Annotated in this window: 19 protein-coding genes and 5 tRNA genes; 7 read left to right on the forward strand and 17 right to left on the reverse strand. The window is 42.0% G+C overall.

All coding sequences use genetic code 11. From position 1 onward, the window contains the following. Nucleotides 1–40: 40 nt before the first annotated feature. From pspC to pspA, 3 genes are all read right to left on the reverse strand, one after another. Nucleotides 41–442, reverse strand: coding sequence for an envelope stress response membrane protein PspC (pspC, locus tag QNM16_RS09585; RefSeq protein WP_063360388.1), 402 nt, complete (start codon nt 440–442; stop codon nt 41–43). After that, nucleotides 439–672 carry an envelope stress response membrane protein PspB gene (gene pspB, locus QNM16_RS09590; protein WP_063360389.1) on the reverse strand — a complete coding sequence of 78 codons (234 nt, stop codon included), beginning with the start codon at nt 670–672 and terminating at the stop codon, nt 439–441. The genes pspC and pspB overlap by 4 nt, the downstream gene beginning before the upstream one ends. A 75-nt stretch (nt 673–747) precedes the next feature. Continuing rightward, entirely contained in the window at nt 748–1407 is a 660-nt protein-coding gene (gene pspA, locus QNM16_RS09595; protein WP_284020276.1) for a phage shock protein PspA, read from the reverse strand. Nucleotides 1408–1590: 183 nt separating this feature from the next. Between pspA and pspF the strand changes: the two genes are divergently transcribed. The 6 genes from pspF to QNM16_RS09625 are packed head-to-tail and all read left to right on the forward strand — an operon-like array spanning nt 1591 to nt 7998. After that, nucleotides 1591–2676, forward strand: a complete 1086-nt coding sequence (gene pspF, locus QNM16_RS09600) for a phage shock protein operon transcriptional activator (RefSeq protein ID WP_284020277.1) — start codon at nt 1591–1593, stop codon at nt 2674–2676. 14 nt (nt 2677–2690) lie between these two features. Further along, nucleotides 2691–4334 carry an ABC transporter substrate-binding protein gene (locus QNM16_RS09605; protein ID WP_284020278.1) on the forward strand — a complete coding sequence of 548 codons (1644 nt, stop codon included), beginning with the start codon at nt 2691–2693 and terminating at the stop codon, nt 4332–4334. Further along, nucleotides 4331–5365 (forward strand): ABC transporter permease, encoded by a 1035-nt coding sequence (locus QNM16_RS09610; protein ID WP_284020374.1) that lies wholly within the window; start codon nt 4331–4333, stop codon nt 5363–5365. Before QNM16_RS09605 ends, QNM16_RS09610 begins: the two co-directional genes overlap by 4 nt. Beyond that, nucleotides 5352–6245 carry an ABC transporter permease subunit gene (locus tag QNM16_RS09615; protein WP_284020279.1) on the forward strand — a complete coding sequence of 298 codons (894 nt, stop codon included), beginning with the start codon at nt 5352–5354 and terminating at the stop codon, nt 6243–6245. Before QNM16_RS09610 ends, QNM16_RS09615 begins: the two co-directional genes overlap by 14 nt. After that, nucleotides 6245–7252 (forward strand): peptide ABC transporter ATP-binding protein, encoded by a 1008-nt coding sequence (locus QNM16_RS09620; protein ID WP_284020280.1) that lies wholly within the window; start codon nt 6245–6247, stop codon nt 7250–7252. Before QNM16_RS09615 ends, QNM16_RS09620 begins: the two co-directional genes overlap by 1 nt. Beyond that, nucleotides 7237–7998: an ATP-binding cassette domain-containing protein gene (locus tag QNM16_RS09625; protein ID WP_284020281.1), complete on the forward strand. Its 762-nt coding sequence runs from the start codon at nt 7237–7239 to the stop codon at nt 7996–7998. The genes QNM16_RS09620 and QNM16_RS09625 overlap by 16 nt, the downstream gene beginning before the upstream one ends. Before the next feature lie 69 nt (nt 7999–8067). On the opposite strand, the gene QNM16_RS09630 is transcribed toward QNM16_RS09625, so the two are convergent. The 11 genes from QNM16_RS09630 to QNM16_RS09680 all read right to left on the reverse strand — a co-directional run bounded on the left by QNM16_RS09630 (nt 8068) and on the right by QNM16_RS09680 (nt 17514). Beyond that, nucleotides 8068–9981, reverse strand: coding sequence for a SurA N-terminal domain-containing protein (locus QNM16_RS09630; protein WP_284020282.1), 1914 nt, complete (start codon nt 9979–9981; stop codon nt 8068–8070). Nucleotides 9982–10140: 159 nt separating this feature from the next. Continuing rightward, on the reverse strand, nt 10141–10413 hold the full coding sequence (gene hupB / locus QNM16_RS09635; RefSeq protein ID WP_039608493.1) for a nucleoid-associated protein HU-beta: 273 nt from the start codon (nt 10411–10413) through the stop codon (nt 10141–10143). Between the two features lie 209 nt (nt 10414–10622). Further along, entirely contained in the window at nt 10623–12992 is a 2370-nt protein-coding gene (lon, locus tag QNM16_RS09640; RefSeq protein WP_284020283.1) for an endopeptidase La, read from the reverse strand. A gap of 122 nt (nt 12993–13114) precedes the next feature. Beyond that, nucleotides 13115–14398 (reverse strand): ATP-dependent protease ATP-binding subunit ClpX, encoded by a 1284-nt coding sequence (clpX, locus tag QNM16_RS09645; protein WP_284020284.1) that lies wholly within the window; start codon nt 14396–14398, stop codon nt 13115–13117. Nucleotides 14399–14630: 232 nt separating this feature from the next. Continuing rightward, on the reverse strand, nt 14631–15239 hold the full coding sequence (gene clpP / locus QNM16_RS09650; RefSeq protein ID WP_284020285.1) for an ATP-dependent Clp endopeptidase proteolytic subunit ClpP: 609 nt from the start codon (nt 15237–15239) through the stop codon (nt 14631–14633). Between the two features lie 189 nt (nt 15240–15428). Then, the gene (gene tig / locus QNM16_RS09655) at nt 15429–16736 is read right to left on the reverse strand and encodes a trigger factor (RefSeq protein WP_284020286.1); all 1308 of its coding nucleotides are present in this window, start codon (nt 16734–16736) and stop codon (nt 15429–15431) included. A gap of 274 nt (nt 16737–17010) precedes the next feature. After that, nucleotides 17011–17087, reverse strand: a tRNA-Pro gene (locus tag QNM16_RS09660). Between the two features lie 21 nt (nt 17088–17108). Further along, nucleotides 17109–17185 (reverse strand) — tRNA-Pro (locus QNM16_RS09665). Between the two features lie 22 nt (nt 17186–17207). Continuing rightward, a tRNA-His gene (locus QNM16_RS09670) sits at nt 17208–17283 on the reverse strand. Between the two features lie 28 nt (nt 17284–17311). After that, nucleotides 17312–17388 (reverse strand) — tRNA-Arg (locus tag QNM16_RS09675). A gap of 49 nt (nt 17389–17437) precedes the next feature. After that, a tRNA-Pro gene (locus tag QNM16_RS09680) sits at nt 17438–17514 on the reverse strand. 392 nt (nt 17515–17906) lie between these two features. Here QNM16_RS09680 and folD point away from each other — a divergent pair. After that, nucleotides 17907–18761: a bifunctional methylenetetrahydrofolate dehydrogenase/methenyltetrahydrofolate cyclohydrolase FolD gene (folD, locus tag QNM16_RS09685; RefSeq protein ID WP_284020287.1), complete on the forward strand. Its 855-nt coding sequence runs from the start codon at nt 17907–17909 to the stop codon at nt 18759–18761. Between the two features lie 19 nt (nt 18762–18780). On the opposite strand, the gene QNM16_RS09690 is transcribed toward folD, so the two are convergent. The 3 genes from QNM16_RS09690 to QNM16_RS09700 all read right to left on the reverse strand — a co-directional run bounded on the left by QNM16_RS09690 (nt 18781) and on the right by QNM16_RS09700 (nt 20184). Then, a complete protein-coding gene (locus QNM16_RS09690) occupies nt 18781–19194 on the reverse strand; it encodes a hypothetical protein (protein WP_284020288.1) in 414 nt (137 codons plus the stop codon). Between the two features lie 130 nt (nt 19195–19324). Further along, complete coding sequence (locus QNM16_RS09695; protein WP_284020289.1) at nt 19325–19606, reverse strand: hypothetical protein; 282 nt, start codon at nt 19604–19606, stop codon at nt 19325–19327. 119 nt (nt 19607–19725) lie between these two features. Beyond that, nucleotides 19726–20184, reverse strand: coding sequence for a RidA family protein (locus QNM16_RS09700; RefSeq protein WP_284020290.1), 459 nt, complete (start codon nt 20182–20184; stop codon nt 19726–19728). Between the last annotated feature and the right edge of the window lie 54 nt (nt 20185–20238).

Here is a 20238-nt window from a genome sequence, read left to right on the forward strand (position 1 = left end):
CCCTATTAGAAGTGGCGTGGCGAAGGCTCGCCACGTACCATTATAATTTGTTAATTTCCCTTTTTACTGTGAATTCAGGAGAAGTAACATAGCGTTCCATAGACTGAATGCGGTTATCTAACTTGCCCAAACGGTCTTTTAAGTCAAATAAAGCTTGGCGTGGCGGCTCGCCTTTTTGCCATACTTTAAACTTCACTGAGACAGGATCTATATCATGGCTACTGGATGCCTGATCGTGTTCAATTGTTTTACGGTCTAAGATAAACCAGCAGGCGATATAAATAACCACAAATAATGGGCCGCCCGATAGTAAAACAGCCGTCATAAATAGAATGCGAACCAGCCAAAGCTCCATGTTAAAATAATCACTTAAGCCTGCACATACCCCAGCTAACTTACCGCGTTTTGGGTCTCGGTATAACTCTCTGCGCTTATGACTCATACTTTGCGCCTCCAGTCCGGTGATTCTTGATCTAACAGCGCCTCCAATGTTTCAACGCGCTCAGCCATTTTTTCTGCTTTATTTGCCAGCTCAATTAGCTGACGATGTTCGTGTTCACTTAAGCCCTGACTCACCTGTTTTTTACTTTTGTAATGAAGAATGAGCCACAGCGGAGCCACCACGATCATAAAAACCATAATTGGGGCTACTAGTATCTCTGCGTCAAACATAATCTTCTCCTATTTATTTAGTCTTGGCAGCGTATTTGTGTATTGCACCTACTGTAACAGTAGGTGCCATTATGTTCATTTATTTGCGAGCTTCTTTTTTAAAGCTTCGAGCTCATCATCTACTTTTTCATTTTTTTGCAGATCTGCGATTTCATCCGCTAACGACTTTTTGCCCAAGTCATATGACTCAACTTGAGCTTCTAAGCCATCAATTTTATTTTCGTAACGCTCAAAACGATTCAATGCATCTTCAACTTTAGTGCTGTCTAATGCCTTTTTCACATCTAAGCGAGACTCTGCTGAGCGTTGACGTAGCACAATCGCTTGCTGTCGTGCTTTCGCATCGGCTAGTTTCTCTTGTAATGTAGTCACTTCTTGTTGCAGCTTCTCGATATGAGACTCTACATGGCTTAGCTCTTGCTCAACACTTTGTGCCGCATCGGACGCTTTTTGCTTTTCAAGTAGCGCCGCTCTTGCAAGATCTTCGCGTTCTTTGGTTAAAGCCAATTCCGCTTTTTCTTGCCAATCATTAGCTTGACCATTTAACTGCTCAACACGTCTTTCTAACTCTTTCTTCTCTGCCAGTGTTTTCGCAGACGTAGAACGCACCTCTACAAGTGTGTCTTCCATTTCTTGGATGATCAACTTGACCATTTTTTCTGGATCTTCTGCTTTATCCAAGATTGCATTAATATTAGAATTTACGATGTCAGCAAAACGTGAAAAAATTCCCATAATCTTTTACCTCATTGGTTGTGATTTATATTGCTGATAAGTATGTATCAATAAGCTTGCCAACTTTAAAAAGAAAAATAAACAATAAATTTCAATAACTTATAATTATAATAAAAAACTATCCATCCCGTTTTTTTTCAAATAAACTAGATGTTAGTCAAAAAAACTAAGAGTTAGTCAAATATGAGTCAATTCCGTCAACAGGATAACTTACTCGGCCAGTCTGATAGCTTTTTAGCTGTATTAGATCAGGTCTCTCAACTTGCTCCACTGGAAAAACCCGTGCTTATCATTGGGGAACGCGGCACAGGTAAAGAACTTATTGCTGCGCGGTTACACTTTTTATCGGAGCGCTGGGATCAGAACTACGTCAAGCTTAACTGTGCAGCATTAAATGAGAACTTACTTGAAAGTGAGCTATTCGGTCACGAATCAGGAGCATTTACTGGCGCCAGTAAGCGACATGAGGGACGCTTTGAACGTGCCAATGGCGGCACTTTATTTTTAGATGAACTTGCCAACACTTCAGCCATGGTTCAAGAAAAGTTACTACGCGTGATTGAATATGGGGAATTTGAACGTGTTGGTGGCAAGCAAACGGTCAAGGTAGATACACGCTTAGTATGTGCAACCAATGAAGATTTGCCTAGTCTTGCTGAGAATGGTGAATTCAGACATGACTTACTCGACAGGCTTGCGTTTGATGTCATTACGCTCCCTCCACTGCGTGCTCGACAAGAAGATATTTTACTGCTTGCGGAGCATTTCGCTATCAATATGGCCAGAGATCTCGGATGGTCACTATTTAGCGGGTTTACTCGCAAAGCAACTGAGGCACTGCTTACATATGATTGGCCGGGTAATATTCGAGAACTGAAAAATGTCATTGAGCGAAGCTTATATCGGCATGGTAATGAACACCTTCCAGTTCATCACATTACTTTTGACCCTTTTGAAAGCCCTTATCGACCTCAACAAAGAATAAAAGCGCAAAAAACAGAACCTTTATTGTCAGTTCCCCAATCGCAGACCAATGCAAGCGAAGTAACAGAGGTTGCAGAAATCCAATCTTTGCCAGTTACATCACAAACCTTTCCATGTGACTTAAAAACACTCTCAAGTGACTACGAAATTGAGTTACTAAAAAAAGCTCTAGAGTTTAGTCAATTTAACCAAAAGAAAACTGCACAAAACCTTGGATTGACGTATCATCAGCTAAGGGGATATTTGAAAAAATACAATTTGTTAGACTCACAACAAGAGGCTTAACTGTGGTCGCCAAAATGACTGAGCTTTTACACATCTGTCAAAATTATACCAAAGCTGCTTTTGCCGCAGCTACAACCATACTTGTGTCCGCATGTGGAGAGGTGCCAATTACGAAACAGACGAATAAAACCCAAGGTATCGTCTATTGCGCAGAAGCAAACCCAGTCTCATTTAATCCTCAAGTTACAACAACTGGTTCCACCATAGATATTATTGCTAACCAGCTATATAACTCATTAATCAGTATCGACCCTGTAACAGCAGAGTTTAAACCTGAACTGGCAACAGACTGGTTGATCAGCGATGACGGCAAAAAAATTACTTTTAAACTTAGAAAAGATGTGCAGTTTCACAGCACAGAATATTTTAGCCCCAGCCGAACTATGAATGCGGACGATGTGATCTTCTCTTTCAGTCGTCTGTTTGATGTCTACAACCCTTATCACTTTGTTCACGATGCGAATTACCCTTACTTTCAGAGCGTCGGTATGGACCAATTGATCAGAAAAATAGTTAAGGTTGATGACTATACTGTCCGTTTTGAACTATTTAGTGCAGAAAGTAGCTTACTATCCAATATTGCCACTGATTTTGCGGTGATCTTATCTGAAGAGTATGCAATGTTACGGGCATCTCAAGACAAAAAACATTTATTTGATTCCTTACCCGTAGGAACAGGTCCATACAAGTATAAGCATTTTTTAAGAGATAACTTGGTGCGCTTCCACAAGCATAACGGCTATTGGAAACACGATTACGCTGTCGATCAACTGGTTTACGACATAACTACCAATAACACAACTCGTATTGCCAAAATGCTCACCAAAGAATGCGATATAACCTCACACCCAAGCGCGACACAGCTAGAGGCTCTATCACAAAGGCAAGATATAGTAGTGGATAAAGCCGTTAATTTAAATGTCGGATACTGGGCATTTAACACTGAAAAACCGCCTTTTGATAATGTCCTAGTCAGAAAAGCACTTGCACATAGTATCGACTTTGACAAAATCATGCAGGCCGTATTTTATGGTAATGGTATCGCCGCACAGTCCATTCTTCCGCCCTCTTCATGGGCGTTTACTGAACAAGAAATGCCTTTTTACGACCCTAATATAGCAAAACAATATTTGTCAGAAGCGGGCTACCCTGATGGGTTCGAAATGACGCTCTGGGCAATGCCTGTATCTCGTATATATAATCCAAATGCACGAAAAATGGCCGAACTTATTCAAAGCGATCTTCGCCAAATTGGGATCAGAACACGTATTGTTGAGTATGAGTGGAATACGTTTATTGAACGGATTGGCCAGCATGAACATGACAGCGTTTTATTAGGCTGGGCTGCTGATACGCCAGATCCTGACAACTTTTTTAGTCCATTATTAAGCTGTACCGCTACTTTTACAGGTAAAAATCCAGCCAATTGGTGTAATCCAGAATTCGATCTTCTATTGACTCAAGCATTAGATACTAATGACCTTAAAATGCGTAAATTTTACTACCAGCAAGCTCAAGAAATGTTGATAAAAGAGCTCCCATTAGTACCTATTGCACACGGTGTTAGGTTTCAGGCCAGAAGTGTTGAAATTGCAGGTGCTGAGTTACGGCCCTTTGGCGGCGTGTCACTGGCGAATGTCAAGAAGGAAGCGCAATAATGCTAGATTATCTTTTTAGACGATTAAGCTTGTTGCTCTTCATGTTATTTGCTCTCACTGCATTTACATTTAGCTTAAACTATTTGTTTCCGGGCGATTTACTCACCAACTTTAGTGGCCAAGTCAATACAAGCTTTAGCCAGTCACAAATACTAGAGGAGAAATATCACATTGATGATAATGCCCTAGTGCAATACGGAGCCTTCGTAGGCCGCTTATTTCAAGGTGACTGGGGAGTATCACTTTCTTCGGGGCAAACGGTTGCTTCACATGTTGCGCTGCTGCTGCCTGCTACACTAGAGTTATGCTTTTATGCCTTAGTTGTCGCCATTTTACTTGGCATTCCAGCTGGAATCATTACCAGCGCTTATCATAAAAAATGGCCTGATAAAATCATAAGTACGCTCACACTACTTGGCTTTTCTATCCCTGTATTTTGGCTAGCACTATTGCTCATTATGGTGTTTTGTCTTGGCTTTGGCTGGTTCCCAATGTCAGGTCGTATTGGCTTATTATATGAAATACCTGCCGTCACCAACTTTATTCTCTTAGATATCTGGATACTTGGCTTTCCTTACGGTGGACAAGCATTTCTTGACGCTTTGCATCACCTTGCATTGCCAACAATCGTACTTGCCATGTATCCAACAACTGTACTTACCAGATTTACCAGAGATTCAATGCTTAATGTGCTAGAGCAAAATTATATAAAAACAGCCAGAGCAAAAGGGCTGAACCGCAGGCAAATTATATTAGATCATGCACTGCGTAATGCGCTCTTACCCGTCATTAAGCAAATTGGCTTACAGTTTAGTACGCTTATTACGCTGGCTATGGTGACCGAAGTCATTTTTTCTTGGCCCGGTATTGGTCGCTGGTTGATAGACAGTATTTATCAGCGCGATTACCCCGCAATTCAGGGCGGCTTGCTTGCGGTTTCTATGTTCGTTATTTTTGCCAATATGCTAGCCGATTTAACCCATTCCATACTCGACCCTGTATCTAGGAACCAATCTCATGGCAAAGTTTAGCTTATACAGTGAAGAGTCGAACCGCTCACCACTATCAAGGCTGTGGCGAAATTTCAAAGCAAATCACCTTGCATTAGTTGGGCTATGGATGTTTATTGGCTTAACTTTATTGGCTATGACAGCCCCTTTGCTAGCACCTTATGGTATCGATCAGCAACATGGGGAGGCGCTGCTATTGCCTCCCTCATGGCACGATGACGGGGATGTGCACTTCATTTTAGGCACAGATGATCTTGGCCGAGATGTACTCTCAAGGTTAATGAATGGCGCAACTTACACATTTGGCTTATCCATTATCGCAGCGTTAGTCACGACAATTTTTGGTGTAATACTCGGTACTTTAGCGGGGATCAATAAAGGGTTTAAATCGAGCATATTAAACCACTTACTTGATATTACCCTTGCCATTCCGTCACTCCTACTCGCGATCATCATCATCGCAATCTTGGGTCCTGGTTTACTCAATACAGTATGGGCGATTATTTTAGCACTACTACCACAGCATATTCACTCTATCAGAAACCTTGTCGTTGAAGAGCTCAACAAAGATTATATTGGCGCATATAGACTCGATGGTGCCAGTCGAGGACAAGTTTTATTTCGTGGTGTATTTCCAAATATTTACGAACATATCGTGGTGATTTTCACCTTGGCATTATCAACTGCTATTTTGGATATTGCAGCGTTGGGCTTTTTGAAACTCGGTGCCCAACCACCAACAACTGAATGGGGCGCCATGCTGGCTGAAAATTTAGGGCTCATTTACCTCGCGCCATGGACTGTTGGCCTGCCCGGTGCGCTATTGTTTTTATCAGTATTAGCCACTAATCTTGTAGGTGATGGGCTAAGAAAAGCACTCCAAGCAAGAAAGGCAACCTAATGCAACTACTTGATATTAAAAACCTCACTATAGAGCTGCCTACTGAAGATGGGGTTATTCGTGCTGTAGATAAAGTGAATCTGAGCCTCAAAGAAGGTGAGGTACATGCACTTGTTGGAGAGTCGGGTTCAGGGAAAAGCTTAATTGCCAAAGCCATTGTCGGTGTCCTCAACGAACGCTGGCGAGTCACCGCAGACCGAATGCACTGGCGCGGCGTTGATCTAATGCGCTTAAGCCCTGAAAAGCGACGCAAAATTGTTGGCCGTGATATGGCAATGATTTATCAAGAGCCTAGAAGAAGCCTAGATCCGACCGCTAAAATTTTTGAGCAGGTCGCCGAGTCGCTACCCGACGAGTGTTTCAAAGCAGGTTTTTTTGGTCGTAAAAAAGAACGTAAAGTTAAAGTTAAAGCTTTATTACACAAAGTTGGTATTCGGGATGATGAAAAAATATCTAGTAGTTACCCTCATGAATTATCAGAAGGTGTTTGTCAAAAAGTCATGATAGCCATGGCCATTGCTAGAAATCCGCAATTGCTCATCGCAGATGAACCAACAACTGCACTTGAAAGTACCACACGCGCACAAGTATTTAGGCTGCTAAAAAGTCTAAACCAGCTTAAAAACATGTCTATATTAATGATTTCTCACGAATTGGAAGAAATTACACAATGGTCTCATGCTATTCATGTTTTGTACTGTGGACAAATGGTGGAAGCCGGACCAACAAAAAAGGTGTTTACCGATCCCTACCATCCATACACGCAGGCGCTGGTAAAATCGCTACCTGATTATGCACATGGACTAGGTCACAAAGCGCCCTTTTATGCACTAAAAGGCACAATCCCTCCCCTGCAACATTTACCTATAGGGTGCAGGCTAGGACCTCGTTGTCCACAAGCACAAAGAGAGTGTGTGGCGACACCTGTGTTGGTAAAATCACATGGGCATTCTTATGCATGTCATTTTCCACTCAATAGAGAGAAGAAAAAATGCAACCCGTGCTAAAAGTACAAGCACTTAGCAAAACGTTTAAAACTCGCTCGGGTATTTTTAAACGAGATAAAGTTAAAGTATTGAAGAATATTTCATTTGCAGTATTGCCTGGACAAACATTAGCTGTCATTGGTGAAACTGGATCAGGTAAAAGTACCCTTGCCAAAGTCTTGGCAGGCGCAGAAGAGGCTGATTCTGGGCAAATCTTATTGAATGGAGATATGATTGTCGACGATGGCGCATCAAAAAGGGAATGCCATCATATCCGGCTTATTTTCCAAGACCCGACTCGCTCTCTAAACCCAGGCTTAACTATCGGTGAAATGCTGGATGATTGCTTACGTTTTAATACCAAGCTTACCGAAATACAAAGAGATAAAAAGATTGAGCTGACTTTATCACGTGTAGGACTGCTCTCAGAACACTATGAATACTATCCACATATGTTTAGCGGTGGTCAGCTACAGCGTGTAGCGCTTGCCAGAGCCCTCATTTTAGATCCAAAAGTCGTTGTGTTAGATGAAGCATTATCATCACTAGACCCCTCTGTGCGAGCGCAAATCGTAAACCTATTATTAAAGCTTCAAGAAGAAACGGATTTAACCTATATATTAATCACTCACCATCTAAGTTTAGTTAAACATATGAGCGATAAGTTGCTTGTACTCAATAATGGTGAAACCGTAGAGTATGGTTGCTGCGAGACTATCTTTAACCGACCACAGTCTAAGGTGATGAAAAAGCTGCTCGCGGTATAAGTAAGACACCTAAGCAATAGATACAAAAAAACCACCAAAAGGTGGTTTTTTTATCTTAAAAGTAAAACCTTAGTTTTCTTCTGTTACTTCAAAAGAGCTTGGCTTTACAATTTCAGCAGTACCTTCTAACGCACTTAGTAACGCAAGGTAGTTTTTATTCACCTGCGCACGCGTCACGCTTTGCTTTTGCTGTGGCTCGAGCTCATCAGTGACTTCAGCAAGATTAACCGCTTTAACAACTAGTAAAGCAGCATCACCGTTATTCAGCTCAACCATTGCTTTAGACGAAGCGCCTTCACTCGGGTGAGGCATTTTAAATGCTTTACTGACAAGCGCTGGTGAAACAGCATAAGTTTGACGCGCAAGGGCTGCTTCTGACTTCACTTCAAGCGACTCTGACGCAGCAATATCAGAAAGTGATTTACCTTCCTCTAACTGTGCGAACAAGGTATGTGCTTTGTCTTTTGCTAGTTCAGATGCTTTCTCATTTTCTAAACGCGCTGTAATTTGCTCTGTTACTTCTTCAAGTGACTTAACAGCTGCAGGCTTGTGCTCAAGAACACGAACAACAACAACGTGCTCAGGTGCCACTTCAATGACTTCTGAGTTTACGCCATCTTCAAGCAGCTCTGGTGTAAAAATAACACGAGACACAGCAGGCTGATTTAGAGGTGCAGGTAGTAAGTTACGTGCAACCAATTCAGTCGTTTTAACTTCAAGGTTAGCTGCAACTGCAGCATCATCAAGTGTATCTGCCACTTCAAATGCCAACTCACGTACTTCTTCTTGCTTGCCATAGAATGCATCTATTTTTGCATTTTGCTCTAGTTCAGCACGCAGCTCCGCAGCCATTTCTTCAAATGCCGTTACTTCTTGTGCTTGAAGATCTGTTAGTTGGATAATATGAAAGCCGAATTCAGATTCAACAACTTCGGAGTAATCCCCCACATTTGCTAATGCAAATGCCGCCGTTTCAAACTCAGGATCCATCATGTCGCGTTCGATCCAATCTAAGTCACCGCCTAACTCGCCACTGGCTACGTCATCTGAGTGAGTTTGTGCAAGTTCAGCGAAATCAGCGCCGCTCTGAAGCTGAGAATATAAACCTTGTGCTTTTGCTTTGGCAGCCTCTGCATCTTCACTGCTTTCAACTAGAATATGAGAAACACGACGTCTTTCTTCTTCTAGGTACTGAGCTTGGTTTTCATCATAGTAAGCTCGCACTTGCTCATCTGTCACAGGGTCAACCAGCTCCATATCTGAAGCTTTTAACTCGATATAATTCAGGGCAACCTGTTCTGGTGACATAAACTGATCTTGGTTTAAGTCATAGTAATCTTTGATCTCTGACTCTGAAACAGTGACTTGTGACTTAAGCTTCTCTTTGTCTAAAACGATATAGTCTACGTCTCTCGTCTGCTGCTGAAGAACCAAGGCTTGCTTCACTTCACTATCGAGGGCAAAGTCAGACCCAGCAATCGCTGAAACGAGCTGATCACGCGTCATTTCTTCACGAAGGTACTCACGGAAGTCATCAGGTTGGAAATTCATTTGTCTGATCAACTGTAAGTAACGGTCATTACTAAATTGACCACCAATCTGGAAATAAGGCATATCGAATATCGCTTGCTTGATTTGTGCGTCACTAACACGAAGCCCAAGTTCAATTGCAAGCTGATTTTGTAATTCTTGCTGTACTAAGCGGTCGACCACGCCTTGACGGATCTGCGCCATATACGTTGGATCAGAAGCGATTTGTTCGAAATATTCTCCAAACTGTTGCTCTAATCTGCCACGCTCGTTTTCGAACGCTCTCGCAAAATCTAATTGCGAAATTTTAACACCATTGACTTCTGCAACTGGTTGCTCTGTGGTTTGACCTAGGTAACCACCGATCCCTGCCAGCGCAAAAGACAAGATAACCGCACCAAGAACGATCTTGGCAGCAAGGCCCTGGGAGCCCTCTCTAATCTTTTCAAGCATTTGTTCTATCTCTTATCTAAGTCAAAGCACCAAGGTACTTTGCATCAGTTAGCTCATGTAAAAAAAGCGTATCTTACCAGATACGCTTTTTATTCTGAAGCTTATGCGTCCAATTACATCTACTTAACAATAGTGCAATTGTAAAATATAAGCTCTGTCTTAGTTAACCGCGTCTTTTAGAGCTTTACCAGCTTTAAAAGCAGGGATGTTAGCAGCAGCAATATCAATTGCAGCACCCGTTTGAGGGTTACGGCCTGTGCGTGCAGCGCGTTCACGAACAGAAAAAGTACCAAAGCCTACAAGAGCAACTGAGTCGCCTTCTTTTAGCGCAGCGGTTACTGACTCAATGAATGAATCCAGTGCACGACCAGCAGCGGCCTTAGAAATATCAGCATCAGCTGCGATTTGATCGATTAATTGAGATTTATTCACAATATCATCCTCTTACATTGTTATTATCAAGAGCGATGGTGTATTAAAACTAACATCACTTTTGTTGTTAACTACGAGAAATCTTTCGATTCTCTATTGCTTAAATGTATTACAGCCTAGAAACTACGGGGCTTCCCGTGCCCTAGGCCTAAATCCAGTGCTTAACTTAGCACACCAACGGGATTTGAAAACCCTTTTTATCGACTTTTTTAAGCTTTTACAGCAGTTTTTTGCGTTTCAACAGAAAAACTGTCCACTGGCTGAGCAAGTGCAATTGATAAAACGTCTTCAATCCAAGTAACTGGGTGGATTTCAAGCCCTTCTAAAACATTGTCAGGGATCTCTTTTAGGTCACGTTCATTCTTTTTAGGAATGACCACAGTCTTAATTCCACCACGATGTGCAGCCAGTAGTTTTTCCTTTAAACCACCAATTGGCAGTACTTCACCACGTAAGGTGATCTCACCTGTCATAGCTACATCACTTCTTACTGGGTTGCCAGTTAGACTTGAAACTAAACCAGTAACCATAGCAATACCTGCACTTGGGCCATCTTTAGGTGTAGCCCCCTCAGGTACGTGCACATGAATGTCACGCTTTTCGTAGAAATCATCGTTAATGCGTAGCTTATCAGCACGATTTCTCACCACTGTCATGGCTGCCTGAATAGACTCTTGCATCACATCACCAAGTGACCCCGTGTAAGACAACTTGCCTTTACCAGGAACAGCCGCACTTTCAATTGTCAGTAGATCACCGCCCACTTCTGTCCATGCTAAGCCTGTCACTTGACCAACACGATCGCCATCTTCTGCTTTACCGTAATCAAAACGCTGCACACCAAGGAAGCTTTCCAAATTGTCAGCATTGATCACAACCTGTTTTTGATCTTTGTCTAACAGAATGGTTTTCACAGCTTTACGACACAGCTTAGACATTTCACGCTCTAAATTACGTACACCGGCTTCACGAGTGTAGTACCTAATAGTATTGATAATGGCGCTGTCTTCTATTTCAATTTCACCTGCCTTTAAGCCATTGCGCTTAATTTGCTTGGGAATTAGGTGCTGCTTAGAAATATTCAGCTTTTCATCTTCTGTATAGCCCGACAGACGAATAACTTCCATACGGTCTAGTAGAGGACCAGGGATGTTAAAGCTATTGGATGTTGCAACGAACATAACATCTGACAAATCATATTCAACTTCAAGGTAATGATCGGCAAAACTACTGTTTTGTTCCGGGTCCAATACTTCTAATAAAGCAGACGCTGGATCGCCACGCATATCCGAAGACATTTTATCGATTTCATCGAGTAGGAATAATGGATTTTTAACACCCACCTTACTCATGCTCTGGATCAGTTTACCCGGCATTGAGCCAATGTAAGTACGACGATGGCCGCGAATTTCAGCTTCATCACGTACGCCACCCAAGGCCATACGCACATACTTACGACCAGTAGAACGCGCAATAGACTGACCTAAACTGGTTTTACCTACACCTGGAGGACCAACTAAACATAAGATAGGGCCTTTGAGCTTATTGGTACGTTGCTGCACTGCCAAATACTCAATAATGCGCTCTTTGACCTTGTCTAAACCATAATGGTCCGAGTCTAAAATCTTCTGTGCATTCGCTAAGTCTTTTTTCACTTTAGAGCGTTTTTTCCAAGGCACATTGATTAATGTATCAATATAAGAGCGCACCACTGTAGCTTCAGCCGACATTGGCGACATCATCTTGAGTTTATTAAGCTCAGAAGTGGCTTTTTCTTCAGCCTCTTTAGGCATCTGAGCTTCACTAATGCGCTTTTTGAGTGTCTCAAACTCATCAGGCACATCATCTAACTCACCCAGCTCTTTTTGAATTGCTTTCATTTGTTCGTTGAGGTAATACTCACGCTGTGACTTTTCCATTTGCTTTTTCACGCGAGAGCGAATTTTCTTCTCAACTTGAAGTAGGTCTATTTCACCTTCCATCAATGCCATTAAGTATTCAAGACGTTCAGTGACGTTATACAGCTCAAGTACCTTTTGCTTTTCAGGTACTTTAATTGGCATATGCGCAGCCATAGTATCAGCTAAACGTGCTGTTTCGTCTATACCAGAGACAGAGGTCAGTACTTCAGGTGGAATTTTTTTATTGAGTTTTACATACCCTTCAAACTGGCTCACTGCACTGCGAATGAATATATCTTGTTCTTGCTCAGCAATGTTTTCCGAAGCAATAAACTGTGCATTTGCTAAGAAATACTCATCAGTAACCAAAAACTCATCAATTTTAGCTCTTTGTGTGCCTTCAACTAGAACCTTAACCGTGCCATCTGGTAGTTTCAATAATTGTAATACTGTAGCGACTGTACCGACATCATAGATATCGTCAGTACTAGGATCATCGATGGAGGCTTCTTTTTGAGCCACTAAAAAAATTTGCTTGTCATTTTCCATTGCAGCTTCAAGACATCTAATTGATTTCTCTCTGCCAACGAATAGTGGTATCACCATATGAGGGTAAACCACTACATCACGCAGTGCTAACACTGGAATTTCGACTCGATCCGTTCTCTCAAGCGTCATTATGTTCTCTTTGCACTTCATTTATTTTTAAGATTACAGAGGTATATGGGGATGCCCTCTATAAAGTTCAACTCTTGGACAAAAAAAGGAGCACTAGGCTCCTTTTCTAACTTACTGACAAATCATTCAGATGCAGCTTTATCTTGACCGCTATTTTCGTATATTAAAATGGGATCCGACTCCCCTTTAATTACTGTTTCGTCAATAACAACTTTGCTGACATCTTCAGCTGATGGTAGCTCATACATGGTTTCTAAAAGCACAGCTTCTACAATTGAGCGCAGTCCACGAGCACCGGTTTTACGCTCCATCGCTTTATGAGCAATGGCTTTTAAAGCGTCTTCACGGAATTCAAGCTCAACGCCTTCCATCTTGAATAAAGCACCGTACTGTTTCGTCAACGCATTCTTTGGCTCATTTAAGATCTGTATCAACGCATCTTCATCAAGTTCAGTTAAAGTAGCGACAACAGGTAGACGACCAATAAACTCTGGAATTAAGCCATATTTCACTAAATCCTCAGGTTCAACATCTTTAAATGTTTCACTTAACGTACGCTCACTGTCAGAGCTTTTCACTTCAGCACCAAAGCCAATACCTGTGTTAGTATGACTGCGCTGCTCAATAACTTTATCAAGGCCCGCAAACGCACCGCCGCAGATAAATAAGATCTTAGATGTATCAACTTGCAAAAACTCTTGCTGTGGATGTTTACGTCCACCTTGTGGCGGAACTGATGCAACTGTGCCCTCAATCAGCTTAAGAAGCGCCTGTTGGACACCTTCACCTGAAACATCTCTGGTAATAGATGGATTATCAGATTTACGTGAAATTTTATCTATTTCATCTATGTAAACGATACCACGTTGTGCTTTTTCTACATCATAATCGCACTTTTGCAACAGCTTTTGAATGATGTTCTCAACATCTTCACCCACATAACCTGCTTCAGTCAGCGTCGTTGCATCTGCCATAGTAAAAGGCACATCAAGCAATCTAGCTAATGTTTCAGCAAGCAATGTTTTACCGCTACCGGTTGGTCCGATTAACAAGATATTACTTTTACCAAGCTCTACATCAGCTTTAATACCTTGATTCTTTAAACGTTTATAATGGTTATAAACTGCAACAGATAATACTTTCTTTGCATGTTCTTGACCGATAACATAGTCATCTAAGTGATTACGGATCTCTTTAGGCACCGGCAGTTTATCAGACGCATCATGCTGCGGCGCGATATCCTTGATCTCTTCTCTAATGATGTCGTTACACAGTTCGACGCATTCATCGCAAATATATACTGACGGACCAGCAATTAATTTACGTACTTCGTGCTGACTCTTACCACAAAATGAGCAGTACAAGAGTTTGCTATTCTTGTCGCCGTCTGTAGGAGTGTCTGACATTCAACTACCTCTTAAATTTGGGGAGTTATCTCTGATTTGATAACACAATACATGCTTTAACTATACCAAATAAACTTTCAGTTGGCATAACTAAGCTAAAGCAAAGTGTCGCTGGTCGGTCAAAAGCAGCGGGATTACACCGAAAGTAAGTCAACTTGGACATCCTTAAGATATAGATCCAAGTTTCATTATTTCAAGGTGTAATTATTCACCTTTCTTTAGCTTTTAATTTTTATCGGCTCGTATGAACCGCGTCAACTAAACCGTAATCAACCGCTTCTTGCGCATTCATAAAGTTATCACGGTCAGTATCATTGGCAAGCACCTCATAAGGTTGACCTGTATGCTCAGCCATTAACCTGTTCAATTTTTCTTTAATTGTTAGAATTTCTTTGGCATGAATTTCAAAGTCTGATGCCTGCCCTTGGAAGCCACCTAGCGGTTGGTGGATCATCACGCGAGAGTTTGGAAGGCAATAACGTTTACCTTTTGCACCGCCAGATAGCAGGAATGCGCCCATACTAGCAGCTTGCCCTACACATACAGTACTTACATCTGGCTTAATGAAATTCATTGTGTCGTAAATCGACATACCAGCTGTTACTGAGCCGCCCGGTGAGTTAATGTACAAGAAAATATCTTTATCTGGACTTTCAGACTCTAAAAACAGCATCTGCGCCACAATTAAATTGGCCATATGGTCTTCAACTTGACCAGTTAAGAAAATAATTCTTTCTTTTAACAGGCGCGAGTAAATATCGTAGGAGCGCTCACCTTTCGCTGTTTGTTCAACAACCATAGGCACTAAGGCGTTTAGAGGATCTATTATACCGTCATTCATATTATTGGTTCCTTTATATGCGAGGCAGGCTTGCCGCGATATTCAAGCATCACTACTTGAACGGGCCTTAAATTATTATCGCTAATAACGAAAAAGGCTCGCAGCGCTGCATTTAACAGAGCATTACGAGCCATTTAAGCGTTAGCTTAGCTGTAAGTCAATGCTTTCCTCAAAGACGAGGTAAGAAACTTACTCTGCAGCTTGCTGTGGGTTCATGATGTCGTCGAAAGATTTCTCAACATCAGTAACCGTTGCGCTTGAAAGTACAGCTTCAACAGCTTGCTCTTCCATTGCAACATTACGCATTTGCTGCATTAATTGATCATTTTCTTTGTAGTAGTTAACTACTTCTGAAGGATCTTCGTAAGCAGAAGCAACAGTTTCAATTAGAGACTCAACTTTTGCATCGTCAACTTTGATGTCGTGTGCTTTGATCACTTCACCCAGAAGAAGACCAGTCTTAACGCGTGTTACAGCTTGCTCGTGGAAAAGCTCAGCTGGAAGCTCTGGCATGTTTTTAGCGTCGCCGCCAAAACGCTGTGCGGCTTGTTGACGAAGTGCATCGATTTCTTGATCGATAAGTGCTTTAGGCACTTCAACTTCATTTGTGTCAAGAAGACCTTTGATCGCCTGCTCTTTAACCTTTGCTTTAACAGCTTGGTCAAGTTCACGAGTCATGTTCTTCTTAACTTCTTCTTTCAGTGCGTCAACGCCACCTTCAGCAACACCAAACTTAGTTGCGAACTCATCAGTTAGCTCTGGAAGCTCTTGAACTTCAACTTTCTTCACTGTGATAGTGAACTGCGCCGGCTTACCTTTTAGATTTTCAGCGTGGTATTCTTCAGGGAAAGTTACGTCAGCAACAACTTCTTCGCCTGCTTTTTTACCTACGATGCCATCTTCAAAACCTGGGATCATACGACCTTGACCAAGCTCTAGAGGGAAGTCTTCAGCTTTACCGCCTTCAAACTCTTCACCGTCAACAGTACCTAGGAAATCAACAGTTACACGGTCATTTTCGCCTGCTGCTGCATCTACTTCTGTCCAAGTCGCATGCTGCTTGCGAAGTGTCTCAAGCATGTTAGCAAGATCATCTTCAGTTACTTCAACAACTGGTTTTTCAACAGCTACTTTATCTAGGTCTTTAATTTCTACTTCTGGATAAACTTCAAAAGTAGCTTCAAACTCTAAATCTTTGCCAGCTTCAAGTGCTTTAGGAGCGAAACTCGGTGCACCTGCTGGGTTAATTTTTTCAGAAACGATTGCTTCAATGTAGTTACGCTGCATAAGGTCGCCAGCAACTTCTTGACGTACTGCCGCACCGTAGCGCTTGTTGATCACAGAAACTGGTACTTTACCAGGACGGAAACCGTCAATACGCTGTGTTTTAGACAGTTGTTGTAAGCGTTTTTTTACTTCAGTCTCAACGTTCTCTGCAGGAACGGTGATAGTCAGACGGCGCTCAAGGCCTTGAGTCGTCTCAACAGAAACTTGCATGATATACCTCAATTTTCATTTTTGGCGGCAACGCGCCTTCCTTCACAAACAAGTCGACACAGGAGCGTAATCGGAAACATTGCATACACTGCATGTGTTCACAACCAATTACATGTCGAGCTTGCTGCCTGCCCCATCAGGGCACTATGTTTAACAATAGACGCGGCATTATAACCTATAAAACGGGAGAGTCGAGCAATCAGAACAAATAAATAGTAGGAAAACGAAGAGTAAACTTAATGATTTAGAAAATAAGAGAAATTAAAGAAAGAGATGGTCGGCGATGCAGGATTTGAACCTGCGACCCCTTGGACCCAAACCAAGTGCGCTACCAAGCTGCGCTAATCGCCGATAATATATTTTTTAGAAAAGTGGTCGGCGATGCAGGATTTGAACCTGCGACCCCTTGGACCCAAACCAAGTGCGCTACCAAGCTGCGCTAATCGCCGATATATTTTATGGGTGTGTAGATGGGGCGACTGATGGGGCTCGAACCCACGACAACCGGAATCACAATCCAGGGCTCTACCAACTGAGCTACAGCCGCCACTACATACTTGTGGACTTTGTTTAAATGGCGCACCCGGAAGGATTCGAACCTTCGACCCACGGCTTAGAAGGCCGTTGCTCTATCCAGCTGAGCTACGGGCGCAACACAAACAACACTTGTGTGCTATCCACCCACTTCCTCATGGAGAAAGTGGTCGGCGATGCAGGATTTGAACCTGCGACCCCTTGGACCCAAACCAAGTGCGCTACCAAGCTGCGCTAATCGCCGATTTTGTTACTTACTTAGAATGTTTTGTTTAACACCCCTCGTTGGCAACGGGGTGCATAATAGGGTTTTGAGTTGTTGAGGTCAAACATTTTTTTTATAAATTCGTTCAACTGCCTATTTTTGACTCAAAAGGGTTAAAAAGCAGCTGAAAAAGACAAAAAACAATCAACACTGACTATGACTTATATTAATGCACACATATATTCGCGGAATCTTGCTTGGCTAATTAGCTCAAGTTTGCGAAAATATAGACAATACAGTGACCCTACCTGAATAAAAGCAACTATGAAAATGCAAACTAAGGTAACCGCTGTAAATATTATTACTAGAGCAACCCCATTTAGGCTCTATAATCGTTCAAGTTAATAACCCCTATTATATAAAGGTCACCCATGACGGCAAACATCATTGATGGCAAAGCAATTGCGAAACAGGTTCGCAGTACAGTCGCAACACGTGTTGAGCAGCGCGTAACACAAGGACTCAGAGCCCCAGGATTAGCAGTAGTACTTGTCGGACAAGACCCAGCGAGCCAAGTATATGTTGGCTCAAAGCGTAAAGCATGTGAAGAAGTCGGGTTTGTTTCTAAATCATACGACTTGCCAAGTGACGCAAGCGAAACACAGTTACTTGATTTAGTAGATAATCTTAATGCAGACCCAGAAGTTGATGGTATCTTAGTACAGCTTCCTTTACCTGAAGGGCTTGATGCAGAGAAAATCCTTGAACGTATTCATCCACATAAAGATGTAGATGGCTTCCACCCTTATAATGTTGGTAGACTCGCACAAAGAATGCCAGCACTGAGACCTTGCACGCCAAAAGGCATTATTACTTTACTAGACTCCACAGGTGTTCGTTACAAAGGTATGCATGCCGTTGTTGTTGGTGCCTCAAATATTGTTGGTAGACCTATGTCTTTAGAGCTACTGCTTGCTGGTTGTACGACAACTGTTTGCCATAAGTTTACACAAGACCTTGAGTCACATGTTCGCCGCGCCGATTTACTCGTCGTTGCGGTAGGTAAGCCTGAATTCATTCCTGGCGAGTGGGTAAAAGAAGGTGCAATTGTTATTGATGTAGGTATTAACCGCCTGGAATCAGGAAAACTTGTCGGTGATGTGCAATACGATGTTGCAGAGCAAAAAGCCAGTTTTATTACACCAGTACCTGGCGGTGTAGGCCCAATGACTGTCGCGAGCCTGATTGAAAATACATTGGAAGCGTGCGAAAACTACCACAGCTAATATATTGGAGCACTCATATTTAAGGGTGCTCCACTTTCACTCCTTCTTCATTTTCCTCACTCCCTCCGCGTCTATACTCTTTCGCTAACATCTCTTGTAAAGCGGACATTTGCTTTTCAAACTCTTTTTGATCAATTTCACCGGATTCTAGCCTTGCCATCAACTCTTGCATTTTTGCCTCTATCTCTTTGATCTTATCTTCGTTCACCCCTATACGATTAAACATCATGGATTGGCGAGCTTTTGCTAAGAAGCTGTCATTTAATCGAGAGACTGAGAGATCTTTTTGTCTTAATGATTGAGATAATTCCGTGCCTGTACTGTGGCCGGTCATTTCTTTAGCAAACGCCTGTGACTGACCTTCCTTTGATTGGGACCCTTTTGCTTGCGCGAATTCGGTGGGAGTAATTGAGGCGCTTTTATGTAGTAACATTGTCTTCTCCTTAAACTGTGGCAAATATGATCCTTTCCCACAAACTTTAAGCAAGCAACGCACCAAGTTGGGGGTAGAAACCAACTTGGGGGTAAAAATAACTTAGCCTGTCTCGCGTTTAGAGCCTGACTTATCTACACGTAGACTTAATAATTTCTAATTGTGCTTCCTGTGCCTTTATATCGTTATTTGTGATAGCAACAGCATGATCGACTTTAGCATTTTTACACTTTTCTGTTAGCTCTTTATTCATGAGGTATACCTTATCTTTTTGCGACTGCACAACCCCTTCAACACCTTGGTATTCTGTGCGCTCTTCTGGTGCGGCATCTTTATCAAAAGGCTCACCTTCATTAACCTTACATCCGGTTAAAAGCAGTGCAAATAAACCAATACCAAAAGCAAATTTCATTATCTTTAACTCCTTATTTATTGCTTAGGACGCAAAAATAACATGCACTCTAAGATTAACAAAGCGTTAAACAGATAAACTAAATTAGGAACAAGTCGAACATTTAATGCTTGCCGTTACTATCTTGGTATTGCCGCCATACACTCAACTTCTACTCGAGCCCCTAACGCTAACCCGCTGGTTGCAAAAGCACTTCGAGCTGGATAAGGTTTTGAAAAGTACTTCGTATATATCTTATTGAATTTGGGCCACTCATTTATATCAGCAAGCATAATCGTACACTTCACAATATGCTGCATCGATAAACCATGAGCTTCTAAACTTGCCTGAATATTTTCCATGGTTTGCTTACTTTCACCTGTAATACCGCCTTTCACAAGCTGAGTTGTACCGGGTTGAATACCAATTTGGCCAGATAAATACACCATATCATTTACTCGCACAGCCTCTGAAAATGGCAAATTATGTCCTGCAGGTAAAACAGCATAAGAATTTAAGTGCTCAACCTGCTTGTCAGGTTTAGCAATACAATGCCCCACTGCGGCCAAGAAAGTTAAAGCAATTAATTTTTCCTTCATCACACTTTTCCATTAAGAACACGATACGTCCAAAATACCACTGTTCATAAAAAA

It is taken from the genome of Pseudoalteromonas umbrosa, assembly GCF_030125375.1.
GTDB lineage: Bacteria > Pseudomonadota > Gammaproteobacteria > Enterobacterales > Alteromonadaceae > Pseudoalteromonas > Pseudoalteromonas umbrosa.

Bases quoted from the DNA above. Each gene is read 5' to 3' on its own strand.
- pspC (WP_063360388.1), bottom strand. From the start codon at position 442: ATGAGTCATAAGCGCAGAGAGTTATACCGAGACCCAAAACGCGGTAAG.
- pspB (WP_063360389.1), bottom strand. From the start codon at position 672: ATGTTTGACGCAGAGATACTAGTAGCCCCAATTATGGTTTTTATGATC.
- pspA (WP_284020276.1), bottom strand. From the start codon at position 1,407: ATGGGAATTTTTTCACGTTTTGCTGACATCGTAAATTCTAATATTAAT.
- pspF (WP_284020277.1), top strand. From the start codon at position 1,591: ATGAGTCAATTCCGTCAACAGGATAACTTACTCGGCCAGTCTGATAGC.
- QNM16_RS09605 (WP_284020278.1), top strand. From the start codon at position 2,691: ATGACTGAGCTTTTACACATCTGTCAAAATTATACCAAAGCTGCTTTT.
- QNM16_RS09615 (WP_284020279.1), top strand. From the start codon at position 5,352: ATGGCAAAGTTTAGCTTATACAGTGAAGAGTCGAACCGCTCACCACTA.
- QNM16_RS09620 (WP_284020280.1), top strand. From the start codon at position 6,245: ATGCAACTACTTGATATTAAAAACCTCACTATAGAGCTGCCTACTGAA.
- QNM16_RS09625 (WP_284020281.1), top strand. From the start codon at position 7,237: ATGCAACCCGTGCTAAAAGTACAAGCACTTAGCAAAACGTTTAAAACT.
- QNM16_RS09630 (WP_284020282.1), bottom strand. From the start codon at position 9,981: ATGCTTGAAAAGATTAGAGAGGGCTCCCAGGGCCTTGCTGCCAAGATC.
- lon (WP_284020283.1), bottom strand. From the start codon at position 12,992: ATGACGCTTGAGAGAACGGATCGAGTCGAAATTCCAGTGTTAGCACTG.
- clpX (WP_284020284.1), bottom strand. From the start codon at position 14,398: ATGTCAGACACTCCTACAGACGGCGACAAGAATAGCAAACTCTTGTAC.
- clpP (WP_284020285.1), bottom strand. From the start codon at position 15,239: ATGAATGACGGTATAATAGATCCTCTAAACGCCTTAGTGCCTATGGTT.
- tig (WP_284020286.1), bottom strand. From the start codon at position 16,736: ATGCAAGTTTCTGTTGAGACGACTCAAGGCCTTGAGCGCCGTCTGACT.
- folD (WP_284020287.1), top strand. From the start codon at position 17,907: ATGACGGCAAACATCATTGATGGCAAAGCAATTGCGAAACAGGTTCGC.
- QNM16_RS09690 (WP_284020288.1), bottom strand. From the start codon at position 19,194: ATGTTACTACATAAAAGCGCCTCAATTACTCCCACCGAATTCGCGCAA.
- QNM16_RS09695 (WP_284020289.1), bottom strand. From the start codon at position 19,606: ATGAAATTTGCTTTTGGTATTGGTTTATTTGCACTGCTTTTAACCGGA.
- QNM16_RS09700 (WP_284020290.1), bottom strand. From the start codon at position 20,184: ATGAAGGAAAAATTAATTGCTTTAACTTTCTTGGCCGCAGTGGGGCAT.